Raw genomic sequence first — 19,825 nt, forward strand, 5'->3', positions numbered from 1 at the left:
GGCTGCAACAACTACCGTTGCAGCTATTTTATTTAGCTTTTAATTTGAAGATAAAGCAGAGGAAACACAATGTCTAAGATCGTTAAAGTTCTAGCTCGTGAAATCATTGACTCACGTGGCAACCCAACAATTGAAGCTGAAGTTCACCTAGAAGGTGGTTTCGTTGGTATGGCTGCTGCGCCGTCTGGTGCTTCTACGGGTTCTCGTGAGGCTCTTGAGCTTCGTGATGGCGATAAATCTCGTTTCCTTGGTAAAGGTGTTCTTAAGGCAGTTGCTGCTGCTAACGGTCCAATCGCTGAAGTACTAATGGGTAAAGACGCGACTGATCAAGCTGCAATCGACCAACTTATGATCGACCTTGATGGTACTGAAAACAAGTCTAACTTTGGTGCTAACGCAATCCTAGCTGTTTCTCTTGCTAACGCAAAAGCAGCTGCTGCATCTAAAGGCATGCCTTTATACGAGCACATTGCTGAGCTAAACGGTACTGCTGGTCAGTTCTCTATGCCTCTACCAATGATGAACATCATCAACGGTGGTGAGCACGCAGATAACACTGTTGATATTCAAGAGTTCATGATTCAGCCAGTAGGTGCTAAGTCACTTCGTGAAGCTGTACGTATGGGTTCTGAAGTATTCCACAGCCTAGCTAAAGTTCTTAAGTCTAAGGGCATGAGCACAGCTGTTGGTGACGAAGGTGGTTTCGCTCCAAACCTTGAGTCAAACGAAGCTGCTCTTAAAGCAATTCAAGAAGCTGTTGAAGCTGCAGGTTACGAGCTAGGTACAGATATTACTCTAGCTATGGACTGTGCTGCTTCTGAGTTCTACAACAAAGAACAAGGCATCTACGACCTTAAAGGTGAAGGTAAGCAATTCACTTCAGAAGAGTTTAACTACTTCCTGAAAGATCTTACTGAGAAGTTCCCAGCTATCGTTTCTATCGAAGATGGTCTAGACGAATCAGATTGGGCTGGCTTCAAGCACCAAACTGAACTACTAGGTGACAAGATTCAACTAGTAGGTGACGATCTATTCGTTACAAACACTAAGATCTTCGCTGAAGGTATTGAGAAAGGCATCACTAACTCAATCCTAATCAAGCTTAACCAAATCGGTTCTCTAACTGAAACTTTAGCTGCAATTAAGATGGCTAAAGATGCTGGTTACACTGCTGTTATCTCTCACCGTTCAGGCGAGACAGAAGACGCAACTATCGCTGATCTAGCGGTAGGTACAGCTGCAGGTCAAATCAAAACTGGTTCTATGAGCCGTTCTGACCGTGTTGCTAAGTACAACCAACTTATCCGTATCGAAGAAGCACTAGGCGAGCGCGCTGCTTTCAACGGTCTGAAAGAAGTTAAAGGCCAAGCTTAATTCTTTTAAGCCTATAATTGAGCTTGCTCAATTAGCCTAAATCGAACCGTCTCTTAGGAGGCGGTTTTTTTTTACTAAAAAGTGATGCTGCTATAAATATCGCTTAAAAAATGTTTTTTGTTTGATTTAACAGCAAATTTGACACTCAACTAGCACTACATCAACTCTATAACCATAATAGTGGTCACCATAAGCCGATTATGGGATTATTACGTTTTCGCAGTCTGCATTCCAATAACTCGTCACGAGCGGTTTATTGGAATGTATTTCGGTGGCATTGACATCTACGCTAATTTTGAAGGGGAACCATGCGTCTGTTTATCATTATCCTGCTAGTGCTTTTAGCTTGGCTGCAGTACGACTTTTGGGATGGTAAAAACGGTATGAATGAATATACCGCAGTAAAAGAAAGCGTTGCTTTACAGCAAGCAGCGAATACTGAATTACAACAACGAAATCAACAAATGTACGCAGAAATTAAAGATCTTCACGGTGGCAAAGAAGCAGTGGAAGAACGTGCGCGTAATGATTTAGGCTTAATTAAGCCCGGCGAAACCTTTATTCGCGTGCTTGGCGATAATAACTAAAGACTGCATTTTTTTGTTGTGAGTGAAGTTGATGATGACTGAAGAATTTATTGCCGTAGTACCTGCGGCTGGAGTCGGTAGTCGAATGGCGGCCGATCGCCCAAAGCAATATCTTCATATTGAAGGTAAAACGATTTTAGAACATACCGTTGATCGATTATTGGATTTACCTGAAATTACGCAGGTAGTGATTGCTATCAGCGCTGATGATCCTTATTTTCCACAGCTAGCATTAGCTACAGATCCTCGCATTACAGTGGTGAATGGTGGTGCTGAACGGGCTGATTCAGTGTTTGCTGGTTTAGCTGCCATTAACAATGATAATGCATGGGTATTAGTGCATGATGCTGCGCGACCATGTGTTCGTCGAGCAGATTTACGCGCTTTAATAACCTCCGCTGTGAATAGTGACAGTGGCGCAATTTTAGCAGTACCTGTACGTGATACCATGAAACGCGGTCATCAACAGTCAGCTCAGGCTCATATTTCTCATACTGTTGAACGTGATAATTTATGGCATGCACTCACACCACAGATGTTTCGTGCTGGGCAATTACGCCAATCGTTAACAACGGCTTTAGCACAAGGCGCAACCATTACTGACGAAGCGTCAGCGCTTGAATTTTGTGGTTATATGCCACTGCTTGTTGCGGGTCGCAGTGATAATTTTAAAGTGACTCAGCCAGAGGATTTGGCGTTGGCTGCGTTCTATCTTCAACTTTTATTAAAGGAACAACATTAATGCGTATTGGTCATGGGTTTGATGTGCATAAATTTGGTGGCGCAGGTCCAGTTATTATTGGTGGCGTTGCCGTTCCTTATGAACAAGGTTTAATTGCACATTCTGATGGTGATGTAGCTTTGCATGCTGTTTGTGATGCGTTATTAGGAGCCATTGGTGCGGGTGATATTGGCCGTCACTTTCCTGATACCGATGCAGAATGGGCGGGTGCAGATAGTCGATTTTTACTGCGTGATGTCTACAACAAGGTTAAGGCAATGGGCTATTGTCTTGGTAACCTGGACGTCACAATTATTGCCCAAGCACCTAAAATGGCACCACACATCATTGCGATGTGCCAAGCTATTGCCGATGATCTGGAAACAGATATCACCAATATTAATGTTAAGGCAACCACTTCTGAACGTTTAGGTTTTACTGGACGTAAAGAAGGCATTGCTTGTGAAGCAGTTGTTTTAATTAAAAAGGTATAATCACATCATGTCGACAAATAACACCTCTGCAAACGTAATGGATTGTTTTAAGTGGCTGCATGAACAGCCAACTTGCCAAGGAAATATTAAGGCAAACCCACAAGATTTTATCGTTAACGAGCAGTTAGGTTTTACCTTCAGTGGTACTGGCGAGCACTTAATGGTTAAAATTCGCAAAACGGGCGAAAATACCAAATATGTAGTAAACGAATTAGCCAAAGCCTGTGGTGTGAAATCGCGTGATGTGAGCTGGGCCGGTCTTAAAGATCGCCATGCAGTGACTGAGCAATGGATTAGTGTTCATTTGCCAGGTAAAGCCGATCCTGATTTAACCCAGTTTGAAGCTGAGCATCCCGGTATTGAAGTGCTTGAAACCACTCGTCATGATAAAAAATTACGTCCAGGAGACCTTCAAGGTAACTGGTTCCAATTACGTCTAACTGATTTAGATCAGCCACAAGCATTGGCTGAGCGTTTAGAACTGGTTAAACAACAAGGCGTTGCTAACTATTTTGGTCAACAACGTTTTGGCTATGGTGGCAATAATGTCATTAAAGCACGCGCTTGGGGTAATAATGAATTCCGCGTTCGTGATAAGAGTAAACGCAGTTTTTACTTATCTGCTGCTCGTTCTTGGATGTTTAACCAAGTATTATCAGCGCGTATTGAGCAAAATCTTACTCGTGAAATCATGCTGGGTGATTGCTTGCAAGCCGCGGGTGATGATCGTACTTTTATTGCAGAAACCATTACTCCTGAATTACAGCAACAAGTAATTAACGGTGAGCTGGCAATTACAGGGCCATTATTGGGTGATAATGCATTACCTACAACAGCAGATGCACAAGCATTTGAATTAGCGATTGTTGAACAAGAGCCAGCTCTGGTGGCATTGGTTCGTGATAATCGCATGCGTCATGATCGTCGTCCATTGTTATTATTGCCTCAGGATATGCAATGGCAGTTTGATGATAATGGTGTGATTCTTTCTTTTGCTTTACCTGCTGGTAGTTTTGCGACGTCGGTCGTGCGTGAGTTAATCATGCCACTAGAATCAGAAGGTATGAATGATGAGAATACTGATCAGCAATGATGACGGTATTTTTGCTGAAGGTATAAATACGTTAGCCAAGGTCCTTAGTGATCTTGGTGAAGTAACGGTGGTAGCTCCTGATCGTAATCGATCAGGAGCCTCTAATTCGTTAACCATTGATTACCCATTACGTATTCGTCAGCAAAGTGATAATAAGGTTGCAGTGCAGGGGACGCCAGTTGACTGTGTCCATTTTGCACTTACTGAATGGTTAGATGTACGCCCTGACATTGTGGTCACAGGCATTAATCACGGTGCAAATTTAGGTGATGATGTGCTGTATTCGGGCACCGTTGCCGCGGCAACTGAGGGCTATTTTTTAGGTGTGCCTGCGATTGCGGTATCATTAGTGGGTGAGACCCATTTTGAAACTGCCGCTCAAGTTGTTAAAATCCTGATTGAAAAGATGGTTATGCACCCCTTAGTTGGAGCGCATAAAATTATTAATGTTAATGTGCCTGATGTACCTTTTGAACAACTAAAAGGGTGGAAGACAACCCGTTTAGGTGCGCGTCATCGTGCCGTAAGCATGATAAAGAAAACTGATCCTCGGGGTAATCCCTTATATTGGTTAGGTCCTCCTGGTGATACCCAAGATGCAGCAGAAGGTACTGATTTTTTTGCGATTGAACACGGGGAAGTTTCAATTACTCCGTTACAAGTCGACCTGACTGCGCATGATGCAATAGCCGGGCTAGAAAGCTGGATGCATACGGTGGAGATCCGATAACTATGCGTTATCAGAGGCAAGTTGATAACTTAATTGCATTATTAATGGCTCGCGGTATTACTGATCAACGAGTGTTGCGCGCAATTGCGGCAATACCGAGAGAGTTTTTTGTTGATGAGGCATTTTCTTATCAAGCGTATGAGAATAATGCGTTACCAATAGGCAGTGGTCAGACGATTTCACAGCCTTATATTGTTGCTAAAATGACGTCGTTATTAGCATTGACAGCGCAATCTTCAGTGCTAGAAATTGGTACAGGATCAGGTTATCAAGCTTCAGTATTAGCACAATTAGCCGATCATGTTTACTCTGTTGAGCGAATTAAAGGTTTGCAATGGCAAGCAAAACGACGTTTTAAGCAATTAGAATTGTATAATATTTCAACCAAACATGGTGATGGATGGCAGGGCTGGGAAAGTAAAGGCCCATTTGATGCTATTATTGTGACCGCTGCGCCAAGTGAGGTTCCCCAGAGCCTCTTAACCCAACTTGCTGATGGCGGCCGATTAATATTACCCGTAGGTTATTCAGAACAAGTGTTAAGATTGATTGTTCGCAACGGCGATCAGTTTATTGAAACGGATATCGAACCTGTTAAATTTGTGCCGTTAGTGGCTGGAGATTTGGCGTAAACCATGAGTATTGAGCGTATGATGAAAAAAATAATTCAACCTTCTTTGCTAGCAGCCACGTGTGTGATGCTGCTATCTGCATGTAGTAGTCATACGCCTGCGCCTGTTTCAAACCTTAGTAAAGATTATTCACAACTACAACGTGGTAGCTTTCATGGCCGCTATTACACCGTTCAGAGAGGAGATACACTGTATTTTATCTCTTACATGGCGGGGCGCGATGTTAAAGACATCGTAAAGCTAAACCGTTTACCTTATCCCTATACTATTTATCCGGGACAACGATTGGCCATTCCAACATCGGATAGTCATATCACTGTACCAACGCGCACAATCCCAACCCCGTCAAAGAGTGTTGTGGTAATGCCTCTGGTTATACCTTCAACGACGAAAACGGTAACCCAGACCTTACCGAAAACAGTAACACCAAAACCTGTCGTGCAAAAAACAACCAATAAACCAGTTGCTAAGCCGAAAGCAAAAGAGTACTCTGAAAAAACAAAAGTTAACAAACCTGTAACAACCAAGCCGGTAGTAACTAAACCCGTAGTAACAAAACCTACCGTACATGTTTCAAGTTCTGGTTGGGCTTGGCCGGTGAAAGGAAAAGTTATTGCTGTGTTCTCAAATGCAGATAATGGCAATAAAGGTATCGATATTACCGCTGCTCGTGGTACTCCAATTCGAGCAACCTCAGCAGGTAAAGTCGTGTATGCAGGTGATGCACTACGAGGATACGGTAACTTAGTCATCATTAAGCACAGTGAAGATTACCTCAGTGCTTATGCGCACAACGATAAAATCTTAGTCAAAGAACAACAATCAGTTAAAGCTGGCCAGGAAATCGCAACAATGGGTAGTTCTGGTGCATCAAGCGTTAGATTACACTTTGAAATTCGCTATAAAGGCAAGTCTGTCGATCCAATGCGCTTTCTTCCTAAGTAGTACGCCATAATAAAAATAGAGAGAAACGTATAAATTAGAGATGACATCATGACGTTGTAATGTCTTTAACTCGCCATCTGGGAGGCGCTATGAGTAGAAGCAGCACAGCCAAAAAACTTGAATCATTGACATTAGATGACAGCATGGAACTTAATAGTTTAGTGGTGCCAACTGATAATAATTCTGATACGTCAGCATCGACAGAAGATGTTGATATCTCCAAATATGAGACAAGTGCGAAAGCACTTGATGCAACCCAACTTTATCTAGGTGAAATTGGATATTCTCCTTTGCTCACTGCTGAAGAAGAAGTGTTGTATGCTCGCCGTGCATTGCGAGGTGATGAAGTCGCACGTAAACGAATGATCGAAAGTAATCTTCGTTTAGTCGTAAAAATATCACGTCGATACAGTAATCGTGGGTTAGCATTACTTGATCTGGTTGAAGAGGGAAATTTAGGGCTGATTCGTGCGGTTGAAAAATTTGACCCTGAACGTGGCTTTCGCTTTTCAACTTATGCGACATGGTGGATCCGTCAAACTATTGAACGGGCGATCATGAATCAAACCCGCACTATTCGCTTACCGATTCATGTTGTGAAAGAGCTTAATGTTTATTTACGTACCGCACGTGAATTAGCGCAAAAGCTTGATCATGAGCCAACCGCTGAAGATATTGCACAGCAACTTGAAAAATCTGTCGATGATGTGAACCGTATGCTACGTCTTAATGAGCGTGTAAGTTCGGTCGATAACCCTATCGGTGGTGACTCTGAAAAAGCTTTGCTGGATATTATTCCTGATGAAAAAGGCGGTAGTCCTGAAACATCAACTCAAGATGACGATATTAAAAATTCAATCGTCCATTGGCTACAAGATCTTAACCCGAAACAGCGTGAAGTATTAGCGCGTCGATTTGGTTTATTAGGTTATGAAGCATCGACATTAGAAGATGTTGGTCGTGAAATTGGCTTAACGCGTGAGCGAGTACGTCAGATTCAGGTTGAAGGATTACGTCGTTTACGTGATATGTTAACCCATCAAGGGTTAAGTATTGAGTCACTTTTTAATCAAGAAATTTAATCAAGATGCTTTATTAAGACATCTTATGGTTAGTCGTAATCTGTAATCATGAAATAGTAGTACAACACCGTTGTGAGTATTAATATTAGCGGTCTTTTTATTTACATTTTTACGCGAATAAATGCTCATTGTAATCATAAAAAAGGACGCTTTTGCGTCCTTTTTTGATGTTATGTTTTCAATAGATTACGGTTTAATATTAGCGTAATAGTGCTTTTAAACGATACAGTTCATCTAATGCTTGGCGCGGCGTTAGCTCGTCAGGATTAACATTTGTTAATGCTTCTTCGACTTCGCTTGGCTCTGGAATCAAACTCAGTTGATGTTCTTCTCGTGGTGGTTGTCCTGCAATTGCTACTGATGGTTGGGCTTTTTGATGTCCCAGTGCCTCTAATTGCTTTAATTTTATTTTGGCTCGTTTGATTACCGCTTTGGGTACACCGGCAAGGCTTGCTACCGCTAAACCATAAGATTTACTGGCTGCACCGTCTTGAACACTATGCATAAAGGCAATATTGTCACCATGCTCTATCGCATCAAGATGAACATTGGCGAGGCCTGAAAGTAAAGACGGTAATTCAGTGAGCTCAAAATAGTGAGTGGCAAACAATGTCATTGCTGCAATTTTATCTGCTAGCCATTCTGCACTTGCCCACGCGAGAGATAAGCCATCATAGGTACTGGTGCCTCGGCCAATTTCATCCATTAATACTAAACTGTGTTTGGTTGCATTATGGAGAATATTCGCGGTTTCTGTCATTTCGACCATAAAGGTTGAACGACCAGACGCAAGATCATCTGATGCGCCAATACGGGTAAAGATACGATCCAGTGGACCGATAGTAACCGCTTCTGCTGGCACAAAAGATCCGACATGTGCCATTAATGCAATCAACGCAGTTTGGCGCATGTAAGTTGATTTACCGCCCATATTTGGACCGGTAATGATCAACATGCGACGATCTTGGTGTAACGCGATTGGATTAGCAATAAACGGTTCACTTAATACTTGCTCAACCACCGGGTGACGACCCGCAGTAATATTAATGCCTGTGGTGGTGGTCAATTGTGGGCGGCAGTAATTTAAACTATCAGCACGTTCAGCTAAGTTTGCTAGTACATCTAATTCAGATAAGGCACTTGCAGCTAACTGTAACCGTTCTAAATGCGGTAACAATTGATCAAATAATTCTTCCCACAGCTTTTTCTCAAGCGCTAATGCTTTTGATTTTGAATTTAGCACCTTATCTTCGTGCTCTTTTAATTCAGGAATAATATAGCGTTCAGCATTTTTTAAGGTTTGGCGACGAATATAGTGATCTGGAACTAAGTGGCTTTGACCACGGCTGACCTGAATAAAGAAACCGTGAACCTGATTAAAGCCCACTTTTAAACTATCAATATCGTGGCGATCACGTTCACGGGTTTCAAGATCGGTTAAATATTGTTTAGCACCATCAGCTAAGTCACGCCATTCATCTAATTCCGCATTATAGCCCGGAGCTAACACCCCGCCATCACGAATAATAACGGGTGGGTTTTCGATGATTGCATGCTCGAGTAGTTGGCATAGATCATCCATTGGCGCACTGTGTTGTGCTAATTCACCAATGCGAGGCTGTGGAATGTCAGCTAATAATTGTGCTAATTCAGGTAAATATTGCATTGCAGTGCGCATACGCGCTAAATCACGAGGACGCGCTGAGCGTAAAGCTAATCGAGCGACAATACGTTCTAAATCACCCATATGACGTAAGACACTTGCCGTATCGACAAACATGCCACTGTCTTTGAATGCTTCAATGGCATTTAAACGGCTATTTAATTGGTGTTGATCGCGAATCGGTTGGTGTAACCAGCGCTTGAGTAAGCGGCTACCCATTGGGGTTGCGGTATGATCTAACACTTCAGCCAGAGTATTATCAAAACCGCCCGCTAAGTTTTGAGTTAATTCTAAATTACGGCGGGTTGCGGCATCTAAAATAACGGCATGATCTTGAGTATCAAGGATGATTGCACGAATATGCGGCAGAGCGGTACGTTGGGTATCTTTGACATATTGCATCAAACAACCCGCAGCACATAAGCCTAAGTTGGCATTCTCAACCCCAAACCCCACTAAATCACGCGTTCCAAACTGTAATGTTAGTTGTTGGCGTGCGGTTTCTAATTCAAATTCCCAAATTGGACGACGACGTTTACCTTTGAACGGTTCGACCAAATGTAAATAGGTAAAATCTTCAGAATAAAGCAGTTCAGCGGGGCTCGTGCGTTGTAGCTCGGCTTGCATTTCTTCTTCAGTTGCAGGCTCGGTTAACATAAAGCGGCCAGAGGTAATATCAAGCGTTGCGTAGCCGAATTTATTATTGGCAGTATAAATAGCGGCAATAAGGTTATCACGACGTTCGTTCAGTAAAGCTTCATCACTGACGGTACCTGGCGTAACGATACGGACAACTTTACGCTCTACAGGACCTTTGCTGGTGGCGGGATCCCCAATCTGCTCACAGATCGCAACCGATACCCCTTGTTGAACCAATTTAGCCAAATAACCTTCCACTGCATGGTAAGGTACACCTGCCATTGGAATCGGCTCGCCATTGGTTGCGCCACGTTTGGTCAGCGAGATATCAAGTAATTGTGAAGCTCGTTTGGCATCATCAAAAAACATCTCATAGAAGTCGCCCATGCGGTAGAACAATAAAATATCAGGGTTTTCAGCTTTGATCCGAAGGAACTGCTGCATCATAGGAGTATGTTTTTCTAAGCCTTTTATCGTCACGATATTGCCTACTCTTGCTGGTTCAACGTCGACTACTTGGCGTAGCTCGACCAATAAAATAATGAAGCCTAAGGATACGTGAATCAGTGGATCGGGCAAAGTAGCCATTGGACTTTTTTTCTCATCTTTGCAATGGTGAGTAACAGGCGTAAAGTTAGCTGATATACATCAATGTATTAAAGACAATAAATAGAGACCAGCTTGGAGGCACTCATGGTAAATATTGAACAATTGGCTTATGAACTTGGTGAAGCACTAACCGCTAAACAGTGGGTGGCAACCACCGCCGAGTCTTGTACTGGTGGTGGAGTATCTTTTGCTATTACTGATATTCCGGGAAGCTCTGCATGGTTTAATCGCGCATTTATTACTTATAGCAATGAAGCCAAGAAGCAAATGTTAAGCGTTACTGAGCAAGCACTAATTGAGTTTGGGGCAGTCAGTGAAGCGGTTGTATTTGAGATGGCTTGCGGCGCTTTAGCTGCTTCACGTGCGGATATTAGTGTGGCGATCAGTGGAATTGCTGGCCCTGATGGTGGCAGTGAAGATAAGCCTGTGGGTACAGTATGGTTTGCTTGGGCTGATGCGACGGGTTGGCAACAAACGCGATGCTGCTTATTCAGTGGATCACGCCAGCAAGTTAGACAACAAGCGATAGCAGAAGCATTATCAGGTTTGATTTGTCGTATTAATAAGGTGATGGATTCGTGATCCTATTCTTAAAAAATCGTATTTAACAAAAAAAAACAAACCAGAACTAGACACTGTATGAATAGACAGTATACTAAGTCTCATACCCAGTTTAGTTACTTTATTTTAGCATCCGTTGGAGAGTCGAATGGACGATAACAAGCAAAAGGCTCTTGCCGCAGCGTTAGGCCAGATTGAGAAGCAGTTCGGTAAAGGTTCAATTATGAAATTGGGCGATAACCGTACTATGGATATCGAAACTGTTTCAACGGGTTCATTATCACTTGATATTGCACTCGGTGCTGGTGGTCTACCAATGGGACGTATCGTAGAAATCTACGGCCCAGAATCTTCAGGTAAAACAACCTTAACCTTAGAAACGATTGCCGCGGCTCAAAAAGCAGGTAAGACGTGTGCATTTATTGATGCTGAACACGCACTCGATCCAATTTATGCGGAAAAACTGGGTGTTGATATTAACCAACTTCTTGTTTCTCAACCCGATACAGGTGAGCAAGCATTAGAAATCGTTGATGCACTAGCTCGTTCAGGTGCGGTTGACTTAATCGTTGTTGACTCCGTAGCAGCCCTTACACCAAAAGCTGAAATTGAAGGTGAAATGGGTGATTCACATATGGGCTTACAAGCACGTATGTTGTCACAGGCAATGCGTAAATTAACCGGTAACCTTAAACAGTCTAACTGTATGTGTATCTTCATTAACCAAATTCGTATGAAAATTGGTGTAATGTTTGGTAACCCAGAAACGACAACGGGTGGCAACGCATTGAAGTTCTATGCTTCTGTTCGTCTTGATATTCGTCGTACTGGCGCAATTAAAGATGGTGATGAAGTTGTAGGTAACGAAACCCGCATAAAAGTTGTTAAGAACAAAATTGCGGCACCGTTTAAGCAAGCGGAAACACAGATTTTGTATGGCCAAGGTTTTAACCGTAATGGTGAATTAATTGACCTGGGTGTTAAGCATAAATTAGTTGAAAAAGCAGGTGCTTGGTATAGCTACCAAGGCAATAAAATCGGTCAAGGTAAAGCAAACTCTTGCAAATACCTTGTTGAAAACCCTGAAATTGCTGCTGAGATTGAGAAAAAATTACGTGATTTACTGCTAACGCCTGCCGTTGCTGAAACAGAAACACCAGATGTTGCAGCTCTTGATGCTGAAGACGGTGATGCTTTTTAATCAAATGACTATTTAGCGTATCTATATATAATACGTCGATAGAAACCCAGCCATTGTGCTGGGTTTTTTTATGGGCTCAATTTAGGTAATAATGATATTTATAGACGCTAATTTAATTGACAAATTTAGCGTGTTTTCTGCTTTAATATGCCAAGTTGATAGTTAGCGTTATTTTTATTGGTCATTGAATTGAGTCCTCAGGTTTAGTAGGTAGGCGTATTTGTAATGAAAGAACACGTGTCGTTAATACGTTGGATCGGGAATATTATTCGACGGTTTACTAAATGGCTTTACACGCTGCGCCATATTTTTGTGGCTTTATTTGTTCTCGGTAATAGTGGTCTTATTTTTCATACGATTTACGGATTACCGATTGATTTGTTAACGCTGTTTAACGTTCGAGATTATGAGCAGATAAATGCGAGCTTTTTGATTAATGCGCCTTACTTTATGTTAGGTGTTTTTATTGTTATGAGTTCGGTAGGTCTATTTTTTAGAGCACGAATATCGTGGATGATCAGTTTTATCTTAATGTTGATCAATATTTTTTATACTGATCATATTCATCCTCAGCAAACGCATAATATTCATTATGGAATTGCCTCGTTAATTCTCTTATTTATGGTGCGTAAATACTTTTCTAAAAGCAGTGTTGCCGCCGGTAGTATCTTTGCGTTAATCAGTGTGATCACTCTATTATTAACATCAACCTATGGTGCATTGTATTTTGGCGATGGATTTAATCCCAAGATCACCAGTTTATTGACCGCGTTTTATTATGCGATAGAAACTATGTCTACGGTGGGATATGGCGATATAGTTCCTGTTTCTGAGCCAGCACGATTATTTACTATTTCAGTGGTTGTGTCTGGTATTACCGTCTTTGCCACATCGGCAACGTCAGTGTTAGGCCCTGTTGTTCATAGTGGTTTTGAACGACTAGTTAAAGGTAATAGTAAAAAAATGGATCGTACTAATCACTTTATAATTTGTGGTTTATCCAGCCTCGCTGTGAATACCATTAAGCAATTAACCGAACGTAAGCAACCTATTACGGTGATCGTATCGCCTCGTATTCAGCAAGTCGCTAAAGATCAGTTGGAGGGGTTAGATGTGGTCGTTGGTGATTACAGTGATGGCGCTATTTTAACTCAAGCTGGGGTGATGAATGCCAAGGCCGTACTGGCACTGAGTGATGATGATGCTGACAATGCATTTATTGTGTTATCAGCGATTGAATTAGCCAGTTCAGCACGAACAGTTGCACTGGTAAACGAAAGTAAAAATATAAATAAAGTGAAAAGTGTTAATCCTGACATTGTGATTTCACCGCAGCAGTTTGCAAGTGATATTCTGGCACGGTTATTAAATGGTGAAAGTATCGATAGTGACTCTATCGTGGCATCGCTATTGCATTCAGTACAAGGGCTGTCAGAAAAAGAAATTAATAAATAATATTAATGCATTCACTTTTTAAAAACATCGATGCTACATGGAACGACAATGGCGATAATGCTTAATTTATCGCCATTATAGGTATTAGCTCATAGGGTAAATGAATAGTTTACATGCGGGAACAATATCGAGACGGTGTTCCAATGGGGATTATTTGATACATTTCGGCACATATCATTTCCCGTAATAGCTACCGTTGTTTTACAATAGCCCCCAAAAAATTTATCTTAGTTTTATTATTAGATGGTGATTGTTCATTGTTCCTGTGGTTTGAGGGCTGAACGGTTATCGAAGAAATTCGTCATGAGGCGTTTTTCTGTCTTTCTATTCCAAGCATTAATTCAGGATTTGCCAATGTACATGAGCACTGATGAGATTCGCCGCGCGTATCTTGCATTTTTCGAGAGCAAAGGCCACCAGATCGTGGAAAGCTCATCTCTTGTACCTGCGAATGACCCAACGTTGTTGTTCACTAACGCAGGTATGAACCAGTTTAAAGATACATTTCTAGGTCTTGAAAAGCGTAACTACACACGTGCGACAAGCGCTCAGCGTTGTGTGCGTGCGGGCGGTAAACACAACGACCTTGAAAATGTAGGCTTTACAGCCCGTCACCATACTTTCTTTGAAATGTTAGGTAACTTCAGCTTCGGTGATTACTTCAAGCATGATGCAATTGGTTATGCGTGGGAATTTTTAACCAAAGAGCTAAAGCTTCCTGAAGATCGTCTTGTTGTTACTATCTATGAAAGTGATGATGAAGCGTTTGAAATCTGGAATAAAGAAATTGGTATTCCAGCGGATCGCATCGTACGTATTGGTGACAACAAAGGTGCACCTTTTGCTTCAGATAACTTCTGGCAAATGGGCGACACTGGTCCTTGTGGCCCATGTACTGAAATCTTTTATGATCACGGTGATCACATCTGGGGTGGCCGTCCAGGTACACCAGAAGAAGATGGTGACCGTTTCATCGAGATCTGGAATAACGTATTTATGCAGTTCAACCGTCAAGCTGACGGTACAATGGAACCGCTACCTAAGCCTTCTGTTGATACAGGTATGGGTATTGAGCGTATTGCTGCAATCATGCAGGGTGTACACTCAAACTACGAAATCGATATCTTCCAAACACTAATTAAAGAAGCAGCTGCGGTTATTGGTTATGACGACTTGTCTAATCAATCACTACGCGTTGTTGCTGACCATATTCGTTCTTGTGCTTTCCTTATTGCTGACGGTGTAATGCCATCAAATGAAGGCCGTGGTTATGTATTACGCCGTATTATTCGTCGTGCAGTGCGTCACGGTAACAAGCTAGGAGCAGAGGGCGTATTCTTCTACAAACTTGTTGGCCCATTGGCTGAGATCATGGGTTCGGCTGGCGTTGAGCTAAAAGCACAACAAGAGCTAGTAGAAAAAGTATTAAAGATTGAAGAAGATAACTTTAGTCGTACCCTTGATCGTGGTCTAACTATTCTTAATGAAGCATTAGATAACATCGACGGTAATGTACTTGACGGTGAAACGGTATTTAAACTTTATGATACCTATGGTTTCCCTGCGGATTTAACTAACGATGTTGCTCGTGAGCGTGGCTTCTCAATCGACGAAGACGGTTTTGAAACAGCAATGGCAGCTCAACGTCAACGTGCTCGTGATGCGGGTAACTTTGGTGTTGACTACAATGACGCTATCAAAGTGGATGCTGAAACGACGTTCTGTGGTTACAGCGCGACGGATGGCGAAGGTGTGATTGTTGCGCTATATCGCGATGGTAATGCTGTTGACACCATTAATGCTGGCGAAGATGCATTGGTTGTATTATCAAACACACCATTTTATGCAGAATCAGGCGGCCAGTGTGGTGATAGCGGTTTATTAACGGCTGAAGGTGTGGTGTTCAACGTTGCTGATACGCAAAAATTTGGTGCTGCAACGGGTCATAAAGGTCAATTAGTTGAAGGTTCATTAACAGTGGGTCAATCATTGACTGCTGCTGTTGACTCTGAGCGTCGCCAAGCGATTAGCCTTAACCACTCAGCAACGCACTTAATGCATGCAGCATTGCGTACTATTTTAGGTGATCATGTTGCTCAAAAAGGTTCATTAGTAAAAGCGGATAGCCTTCGTTTTGACTTCTCAAACCTAGAAGCAGTTAAACCTGAACAATTACGTGCTGTTGAGAATATGGTTAACGAACAAATTCGTGCTAACCATAGCATTGATACCAACATCATGGACATTGATGCTGCGAAAGCAAAAGGCGCGATGGCATTGTTTGGTGAGAAATACGATGACGAAGTACGTGTACTGAGCATGGGTGATTTCTCAACGGAGCTTTGTGGTGGTGTTCACGCTAACCGTACTGGTGATATTGGTCTGTTTAAGATCTTATCTGAAAGTGGTATCGCTGCGGGTATTCGCCGTATTGAAGCGGTAACTGGCGTAGGCGCAATTGCGGCAATGCACACTGAAGACATGATGCTTGCGAAAACTGCACGTTTAGTGAAGTCTGACGTGGCGTCTGTTGTTAGCAAAGTGGATGCCTTAGTATCACACAGCAAACAACTAGAAAAAGAAATTCAGCAACTAAAAGACAAGTTAGCTGCGCAAGAAGGCGCAAGCTTAATCAATAAAGCGCAAGAAATTAATGGCGTTAAAGTGTTAATTGCGAAACTTGACGGCGCTGATAACAAAGCATTACGTGGCATGGTTGATGAGTTAAAAAATCAACTAGGCAGTGGTGTGGTGTTATTAGGTAATGTTAGCGAAGGTAAAGTCGGTTTAATCGCTGGTGTGACTAAAGATTTAATTGGCAAAGTCAAAGCGGGTGAGCTAGTTAATTTGGTTGCATTGCAAGTTGGTGGTAAGGGCGGCGGTCGTCCTGATATGGCACAAGCTGGTGGTACTGACGCAGCAGCATTGCCTGCGGCATTAGAAACTGTTGCACCATGGCTAGCTGACAAACTGTAATCACTGGAGAGGTAATGTGGCACTATTAGTGCAGAAATTTGGTGGTACATCAGTTGGTAGTATTGAACGAATAGAAGCCGTTGCTGAGCGAGTGATAAAAGCTCGCCAGTGTGGCCACCAAGTGGTTGTTGTATTGTCTGCAATGGCTGGTGAAACTAATCGGCTATTGGGCTTAGCTAAGCAAATTGATGCGATTCCTACACCGCGAGAGTTAGATGTTTTACTTGCTGCGGGTGAACAAGTATCAATTGCCTTATTAGCTATGGCGTTGAATAAACGAGGCTATAGTGCGACCTCATTGACGGCAGATCAAGTTGTTATCCATACTGATAGCAACTTTAATAATGCCACAATCCATGAGGTTGAAACCCAGAATATGACCACATTACTTGGCCAAGACAACATTGTTGTCGTGGCCGGTTTCCAAGGGCGTGATATCGATGGCAATATCACAACCTTGGGGCGTGGCGGGTCAGATACCACTGCGGTTGCTATTGCAAGTGCGCTTAATGCCGACGAATGTCAAATCTTCACAGATGTTGACGGAGTGTATTCTACCGATCCAAGAATTGTACCAAGTGCGGCTCGTTTGGATGTTATTCACTTTGATTACATGACTTGCATGGCGCGCCTAGGGGCAAAAGTGCTACAATTACAGTCTGTAGAGTATGCATGCCAACATCGCGTTCCATTACGAGTTCTTTCTTCATTTGAGGAAGGGCAGGGAACGTTAGTGAATTTTGATGTAATGAGTAATCAAAACATCATTGGCGTTGCGCTCCAAAGGCAGCAGGTTTTAGTTAACATTACACTACCAGCAACTGTTCTTAATGAGCAGTTGGACTTATATGGTTTGACAGCTTGGAATTTATCAACTAATTCTAGTGATGACATATCACAAATCGTCATTTCTAATGATGATTTAGCGCGTTTAAGGCTAGTGTTTGATAGCAAAATGCGCCATATTGGTATGGTCTCTATACTTTCCTTGATTGGAAAGGATATTCAGCAACATTTGGAGTCAATTCAAAAGGTGCTGCAAGAGGCTGGCATTACAGTGCATACATATCAGGGTGATAAGAAATGTTTATCTTTATTGATTAATGAAGATGATCATCTTACAGCTGTTGATTTAATCCATGAAAAATTTGTGGTCGATAACCCGTGTTTCGGTAATCTATCGCATCTTGCTGTTTCTTGAGCCACGGCTATTTACGAAATTGTGAATTTTATTGGATAAAACGTTAAATTCTTATAAGACTGAGATTACTCAAGGAGCACTCGAATGCTAATTTTAACACGTCGTGTAGGTGAAACTCTAATGATCGGTGACGAAGTAACTGTTACTGTTCTTGGTGTTAAAGGAAATCAGGTACGTATTGGTGTTAACGCACCTAAAGAAGTATCTGTTCACCGTGAAGAAATATACATGCGAATTCAAGCAGAAAAAGAAGCTGGTACTCCGAGTACTGGTAACTACTGATTCGAAGAGGGCTAGGATAATTATCCTGGCCTTTTTTGTGCCTGTAGAAAAGTAACATCCTGTAAGTCGTGATTAAATAGAGTCAAAGGCGATGTTTTTGGGGCCCATTTTTGAATACCTGATCAATCCCATAAAGTGAATATTTTTCTGGTTACGTTGCATTAATTATCGCATTGCTTACTAAGTGTTCATTCGTGCGGCGAGTATTGGTTTTTATCAATAAAGTGTTTGACTTATTTTGGGCTAACAGTAATATGTGCCTCCACAACGTGGTGAGGTGGCCGAGAGGCTGAAGGCGCTCCCCTGCTAAGGGAGTATACGGTTTATCCCGTATCGAGGGTTCGAATCCCTCCTTCACCGCCATTATTTTTTAATGGATATTGTGAACGCTTTCTTATTGATTTAATTATCTTAATTTGGGATAATGCAACGGTAACGAAGCACAGTGCGCGCGTAGCTCAGCTGGATAGAGTACTTGGCTACGAACCAGGCGGTCGGAGGTTCGAATCCTCCCGCGCGCACCATTATTTAAGCAATGAGTCATGTTAGTTTTAGCGACTAGTATCACTTGTTACTTGCACCGAATTGTGTGGTGAGGTGGCCGAGAGGCTGAAGGCGCTCCCCTGCTAAGGGAGTATACGGTTTATCCCGTATCGAGGGTTCGAATCCCTCCTTCACCGCCATTCTTTATTGATGGCAACGATGTTGATATCAATATGGTGTTTTCTTTAGCAAGAAACACCCAGTGCGCGCGTAGCTCAGCTGGATAGAGTACTTGGCTACGAACCAGGCGGTCGGAGGTTCGAATCCTCCCGCGCGCACCATTATTTAAGCAATAGGTTAATAATATAAATTAACGTGTTACTTATACCAATTTGTGTGGTGAGGTGGCCGAGAGGCTGAAGGCGCTCCCCTGCTAAGGGAGTATACGGTTTATCCCGTATCGAGGGTTCGAATCCCTCCTTCACCGCCATTCTTTGCTTTTGTTAAAAATTACCGCAAGGTAAGATTTGGCGATTGCATAATTCCTTTTATAGCTAAAAGGAATGGTTTCTGGGAATGAATTCCCAAAAAAGAAACCCAGTGCGCGCGTAGCTCAGCTGGATAGAGTACTTGGCTACGAACCAGGCGGTCGGAGGTTCGAATCCTCCCGCGCGCACCATCATTTAAAAGCAATAGACCTCAATGTCTGTTGTTGTAACAGAATTAGTGCGCGCGTAGCTCAGCTGGATAGAGTACTTGGCTACGAACCAGGCGGTCGGAGGTTCGAATCCTCCCGCGCGCACCATCATTTAAAAGCAATAGACCTCAATGTTTGTTGTTGTAACAGAATTAGTGCGCGCGTAGCTCAGCTGGATAGAGTACTTGGCTACGAACCAGGCGGTCGGAGGTTCGAATCCTCCCGCGCGCACCATCATTTAAAAGCAATAGACCTCAATGTTTGTTGTTGTAACAGAATTAGTGCGCGCGTAGCTCAGCTGGATAGAGTACTTGGCTACGAACCAGGCGGTCGGAGGTTCGAATCCTCCCGCGCGCACCATCATTTAAAAGCAATAAACCTCAATGTTTGTTGTTGTAAC

Annotated in this window: 16 protein-coding genes and 9 tRNA genes; 24 read left to right on the forward strand and 1 reads right to left on the reverse strand. The window is 42.6% G+C overall.

Annotated elements, in window-relative coordinates; all coding sequences use genetic code 11:
• The first annotated feature begins 69 nt into the window (after positions 1-69).
• From eno to rpoS, 9 genes are all read left to right on the forward strand, one after another.
• Positions 70-1,374, forward strand: a complete 1,305-nt coding sequence (gene eno / locus ACJZU6_RS04240) for a phosphopyruvate hydratase (protein ID WP_107276742.1) — start codon at positions 70-72, stop codon at positions 1,372-1,374.
• Positions 1,375-1,682: 308 nt separating this feature from the next.
• Positions 1,683-1,961, forward strand: coding sequence for a cell division protein FtsB (gene ftsB / locus ACJZU6_RS04245; RefSeq protein WP_080158206.1), 279 nt, complete (start codon positions 1,683-1,685; stop codon positions 1,959-1,961).
• Positions 1,962-1,995: 34 nt separating this feature from the next.
• Positions 1,996-2,703, forward strand: coding sequence for a 2-C-methyl-D-erythritol 4-phosphate cytidylyltransferase (ispD, locus tag ACJZU6_RS04250; protein ID WP_408900916.1), 708 nt, complete (start codon positions 1,996-1,998; stop codon positions 2,701-2,703).
• The gene (ispF, locus tag ACJZU6_RS04255; protein WP_080158205.1) at positions 2,703-3,176 is read left to right on the forward strand and encodes a 2-C-methyl-D-erythritol 2,4-cyclodiphosphate synthase; all 474 of its coding nucleotides are present in this window, start codon (positions 2,703-2,705) and stop codon (positions 3,174-3,176) included. The genes ispD and ispF overlap by 1 nt, the downstream gene beginning before the upstream one ends.
• A gap of 37 nt (positions 3,177-3,213) precedes the next feature.
• A complete protein-coding gene (gene truD, locus ACJZU6_RS04260; protein ID WP_080158389.1) occupies positions 3,214-4,269 on the forward strand; it encodes a tRNA pseudouridine(13) synthase TruD in 1,056 nt (351 codons plus the stop codon).
• Positions 4,247-4,999, forward strand: coding sequence for a 5'/3'-nucleotidase SurE (surE, locus tag ACJZU6_RS04265; protein ID WP_080158204.1), 753 nt, complete (start codon positions 4,247-4,249; stop codon positions 4,997-4,999). The genes truD and surE overlap by 23 nt, the downstream gene beginning before the upstream one ends.
• A gap of 2 nt (positions 5,000-5,001) precedes the next feature.
• A complete protein-coding gene (locus ACJZU6_RS04270; protein WP_080158203.1) occupies positions 5,002-5,631 on the forward strand; it encodes a protein-L-isoaspartate(D-aspartate) O-methyltransferase in 630 nt (209 codons plus the stop codon).
• Between the two features lie 21 nt (positions 5,632-5,652).
• The gene (locus tag ACJZU6_RS04275; protein ID WP_408900917.1) at positions 5,653-6,576 is read left to right on the forward strand and encodes a peptidoglycan DD-metalloendopeptidase family protein; all 924 of its coding nucleotides are present in this window, start codon (positions 5,653-5,655) and stop codon (positions 6,574-6,576) included.
• 89 nt (positions 6,577-6,665) lie between these two features.
• Complete coding sequence (gene rpoS / locus ACJZU6_RS04280; protein ID WP_080158202.1) at positions 6,666-7,658, forward strand: RNA polymerase sigma factor RpoS; 993 nt, start codon at positions 6,666-6,668, stop codon at positions 7,656-7,658.
• 199 nt (positions 7,659-7,857) lie between these two features.
• On the opposite strand, the gene mutS is transcribed toward rpoS, so the two are convergent.
• Positions 7,858-10,440, reverse strand: a complete 2,583-nt coding sequence (mutS, locus tag ACJZU6_RS04285) for a DNA mismatch repair protein MutS (RefSeq protein ID WP_408900918.1) — start codon at positions 10,438-10,440, stop codon at positions 7,858-7,860.
• A 213-nt stretch (positions 10,441-10,653) separates the two neighbouring features.
• Here mutS and pncC point away from each other — a divergent pair, with 213 nt between their 5' ends.
• The 15 genes from pncC (at position 10,654) to ACJZU6_RS04360 (ending at position 19,785) form a co-directional block, all read left to right on the forward strand.
• Positions 10,654-11,151, forward strand: a complete 498-nt coding sequence (gene pncC / locus ACJZU6_RS04290; protein WP_080158201.1) for a nicotinamide-nucleotide amidase — start codon at positions 10,654-10,656, stop codon at positions 11,149-11,151.
• Positions 11,152-11,278: 127 nt separating this feature from the next.
• Positions 11,279-12,331, forward strand: coding sequence for a recombinase RecA (gene recA, locus ACJZU6_RS04295; protein ID WP_080158200.1), 1,053 nt, complete (start codon positions 11,279-11,281; stop codon positions 12,329-12,331).
• Between the two features lie 225 nt (positions 12,332-12,556).
• Positions 12,557-13,786, forward strand: coding sequence for a voltage-gated potassium channel protein (kch, locus tag ACJZU6_RS04300; RefSeq protein WP_080158199.1), 1,230 nt, complete (start codon positions 12,557-12,559; stop codon positions 13,784-13,786).
• A gap of 354 nt (positions 13,787-14,140) precedes the next feature.
• Entirely contained in the window at positions 14,141-16,762 is a 2,622-nt protein-coding gene (gene alaS / locus ACJZU6_RS04305; RefSeq protein WP_080158198.1) for an alanine--tRNA ligase, read from the forward strand.
• 16 nt (positions 16,763-16,778) lie between these two features.
• Positions 16,779-17,963 (forward strand): aspartate kinase, encoded by a 1,185-nt coding sequence (locus ACJZU6_RS04310; RefSeq protein WP_080158197.1) that lies wholly within the window; start codon positions 16,779-16,781, stop codon positions 17,961-17,963.
• An 84-nt stretch (positions 17,964-18,047) separates the two neighbouring features.
• Positions 18,048-18,245 carry a carbon storage regulator CsrA gene (csrA, locus tag ACJZU6_RS04315; RefSeq protein ID WP_036793345.1) on the forward strand — a complete coding sequence of 66 codons (198 nt, stop codon included), beginning with the start codon at positions 18,048-18,050 and terminating at the stop codon, positions 18,243-18,245.
• 271 nt (positions 18,246-18,516) lie between these two features.
• Positions 18,517-18,608, forward strand: a tRNA-Ser gene (locus tag ACJZU6_RS04320).
• Positions 18,609-18,692: 84 nt separating this feature from the next.
• A tRNA-Arg gene (locus ACJZU6_RS04325) sits at positions 18,693-18,769 on the forward strand.
• A 67-nt stretch (positions 18,770-18,836) separates the two neighbouring features.
• Positions 18,837-18,928, forward strand: a tRNA-Ser gene (locus ACJZU6_RS04330).
• A 64-nt stretch (positions 18,929-18,992) separates the two neighbouring features.
• Positions 18,993-19,069: transfer RNA gene (locus tag ACJZU6_RS04335), tRNA-Arg, on the forward strand.
• A gap of 57 nt (positions 19,070-19,126) precedes the next feature.
• Positions 19,127-19,218, forward strand: a tRNA-Ser gene (locus tag ACJZU6_RS04340).
• A 112-nt stretch (positions 19,219-19,330) separates the two neighbouring features.
• Positions 19,331-19,407, forward strand: a tRNA-Arg gene (locus tag ACJZU6_RS04345).
• Positions 19,408-19,456: 49 nt separating this feature from the next.
• A tRNA-Arg gene (locus ACJZU6_RS04350) sits at positions 19,457-19,533 on the forward strand.
• Positions 19,534-19,582: 49 nt separating this feature from the next.
• Positions 19,583-19,659, forward strand: a tRNA-Arg gene (locus ACJZU6_RS04355).
• A 49-nt stretch (positions 19,660-19,708) separates the two neighbouring features.
• Positions 19,709-19,785: transfer RNA gene (locus tag ACJZU6_RS04360), tRNA-Arg, on the forward strand.
• The last annotated feature ends 40 nt before the right edge of the window (positions 19,786-19,825 follow it).

Origin of the sequence: Photobacterium piscicola (assembly GCF_046058925.1) — a bacterium.
In the GTDB taxonomy this organism is placed as follows: domain Bacteria; phylum Pseudomonadota; class Gammaproteobacteria; order Enterobacterales; family Vibrionaceae; genus Photobacterium; species Photobacterium piscicola.

Excerpts from the sequence above, each read along its gene's own strand:
- recA (WP_080158200.1), top strand. The coding sequence starts at position 11,279 with ATGGACGATAACAAGCAAAAGGCTCTTGCCGCAGCGTTAGGCCAGATT.
- surE (WP_080158204.1), top strand. The coding sequence starts at position 4,247 with ATGAGAATACTGATCAGCAATGATGACGGTATTTTTGCTGAAGGTATA.
- alaS (WP_080158198.1), top strand. The coding sequence starts at position 14,141 with ATGTACATGAGCACTGATGAGATTCGCCGCGCGTATCTTGCATTTTTC.
- ftsB (WP_080158206.1), top strand. The coding sequence starts at position 1,683 with ATGCGTCTGTTTATCATTATCCTGCTAGTGCTTTTAGCTTGGCTGCAG.
- ispF (WP_080158205.1), top strand. The coding sequence starts at position 2,703 with ATGCGTATTGGTCATGGGTTTGATGTGCATAAATTTGGTGGCGCAGGT.
- rpoS (WP_080158202.1), top strand. The coding sequence starts at position 6,666 with ATGAGTAGAAGCAGCACAGCCAAAAAACTTGAATCATTGACATTAGAT.
- kch (WP_080158199.1), top strand. The coding sequence starts at position 12,557 with ATGAAAGAACACGTGTCGTTAATACGTTGGATCGGGAATATTATTCGA.
- eno (WP_107276742.1), top strand. The coding sequence starts at position 70 with ATGTCTAAGATCGTTAAAGTTCTAGCTCGTGAAATCATTGACTCACGT.
- csrA (WP_036793345.1), top strand. The coding sequence starts at position 18,048 with ATGCTAATTTTAACACGTCGTGTAGGTGAAACTCTAATGATCGGTGAC.
- truD (WP_080158389.1), top strand. The coding sequence starts at position 3,214 with ATGGATTGTTTTAAGTGGCTGCATGAACAGCCAACTTGCCAAGGAAAT.
- ACJZU6_RS04275 (WP_408900917.1), top strand. The coding sequence starts at position 5,653 with ATGAAAAAAATAATTCAACCTTCTTTGCTAGCAGCCACGTGTGTGATG.
- ispD (WP_408900916.1), top strand. The coding sequence starts at position 1,996 with ATGACTGAAGAATTTATTGCCGTAGTACCTGCGGCTGGAGTCGGTAGT.
- pncC (WP_080158201.1), top strand. The coding sequence starts at position 10,654 with ATGGTAAATATTGAACAATTGGCTTATGAACTTGGTGAAGCACTAACC.
- ACJZU6_RS04270 (WP_080158203.1), top strand. The coding sequence starts at position 5,002 with ATGCGTTATCAGAGGCAAGTTGATAACTTAATTGCATTATTAATGGCT.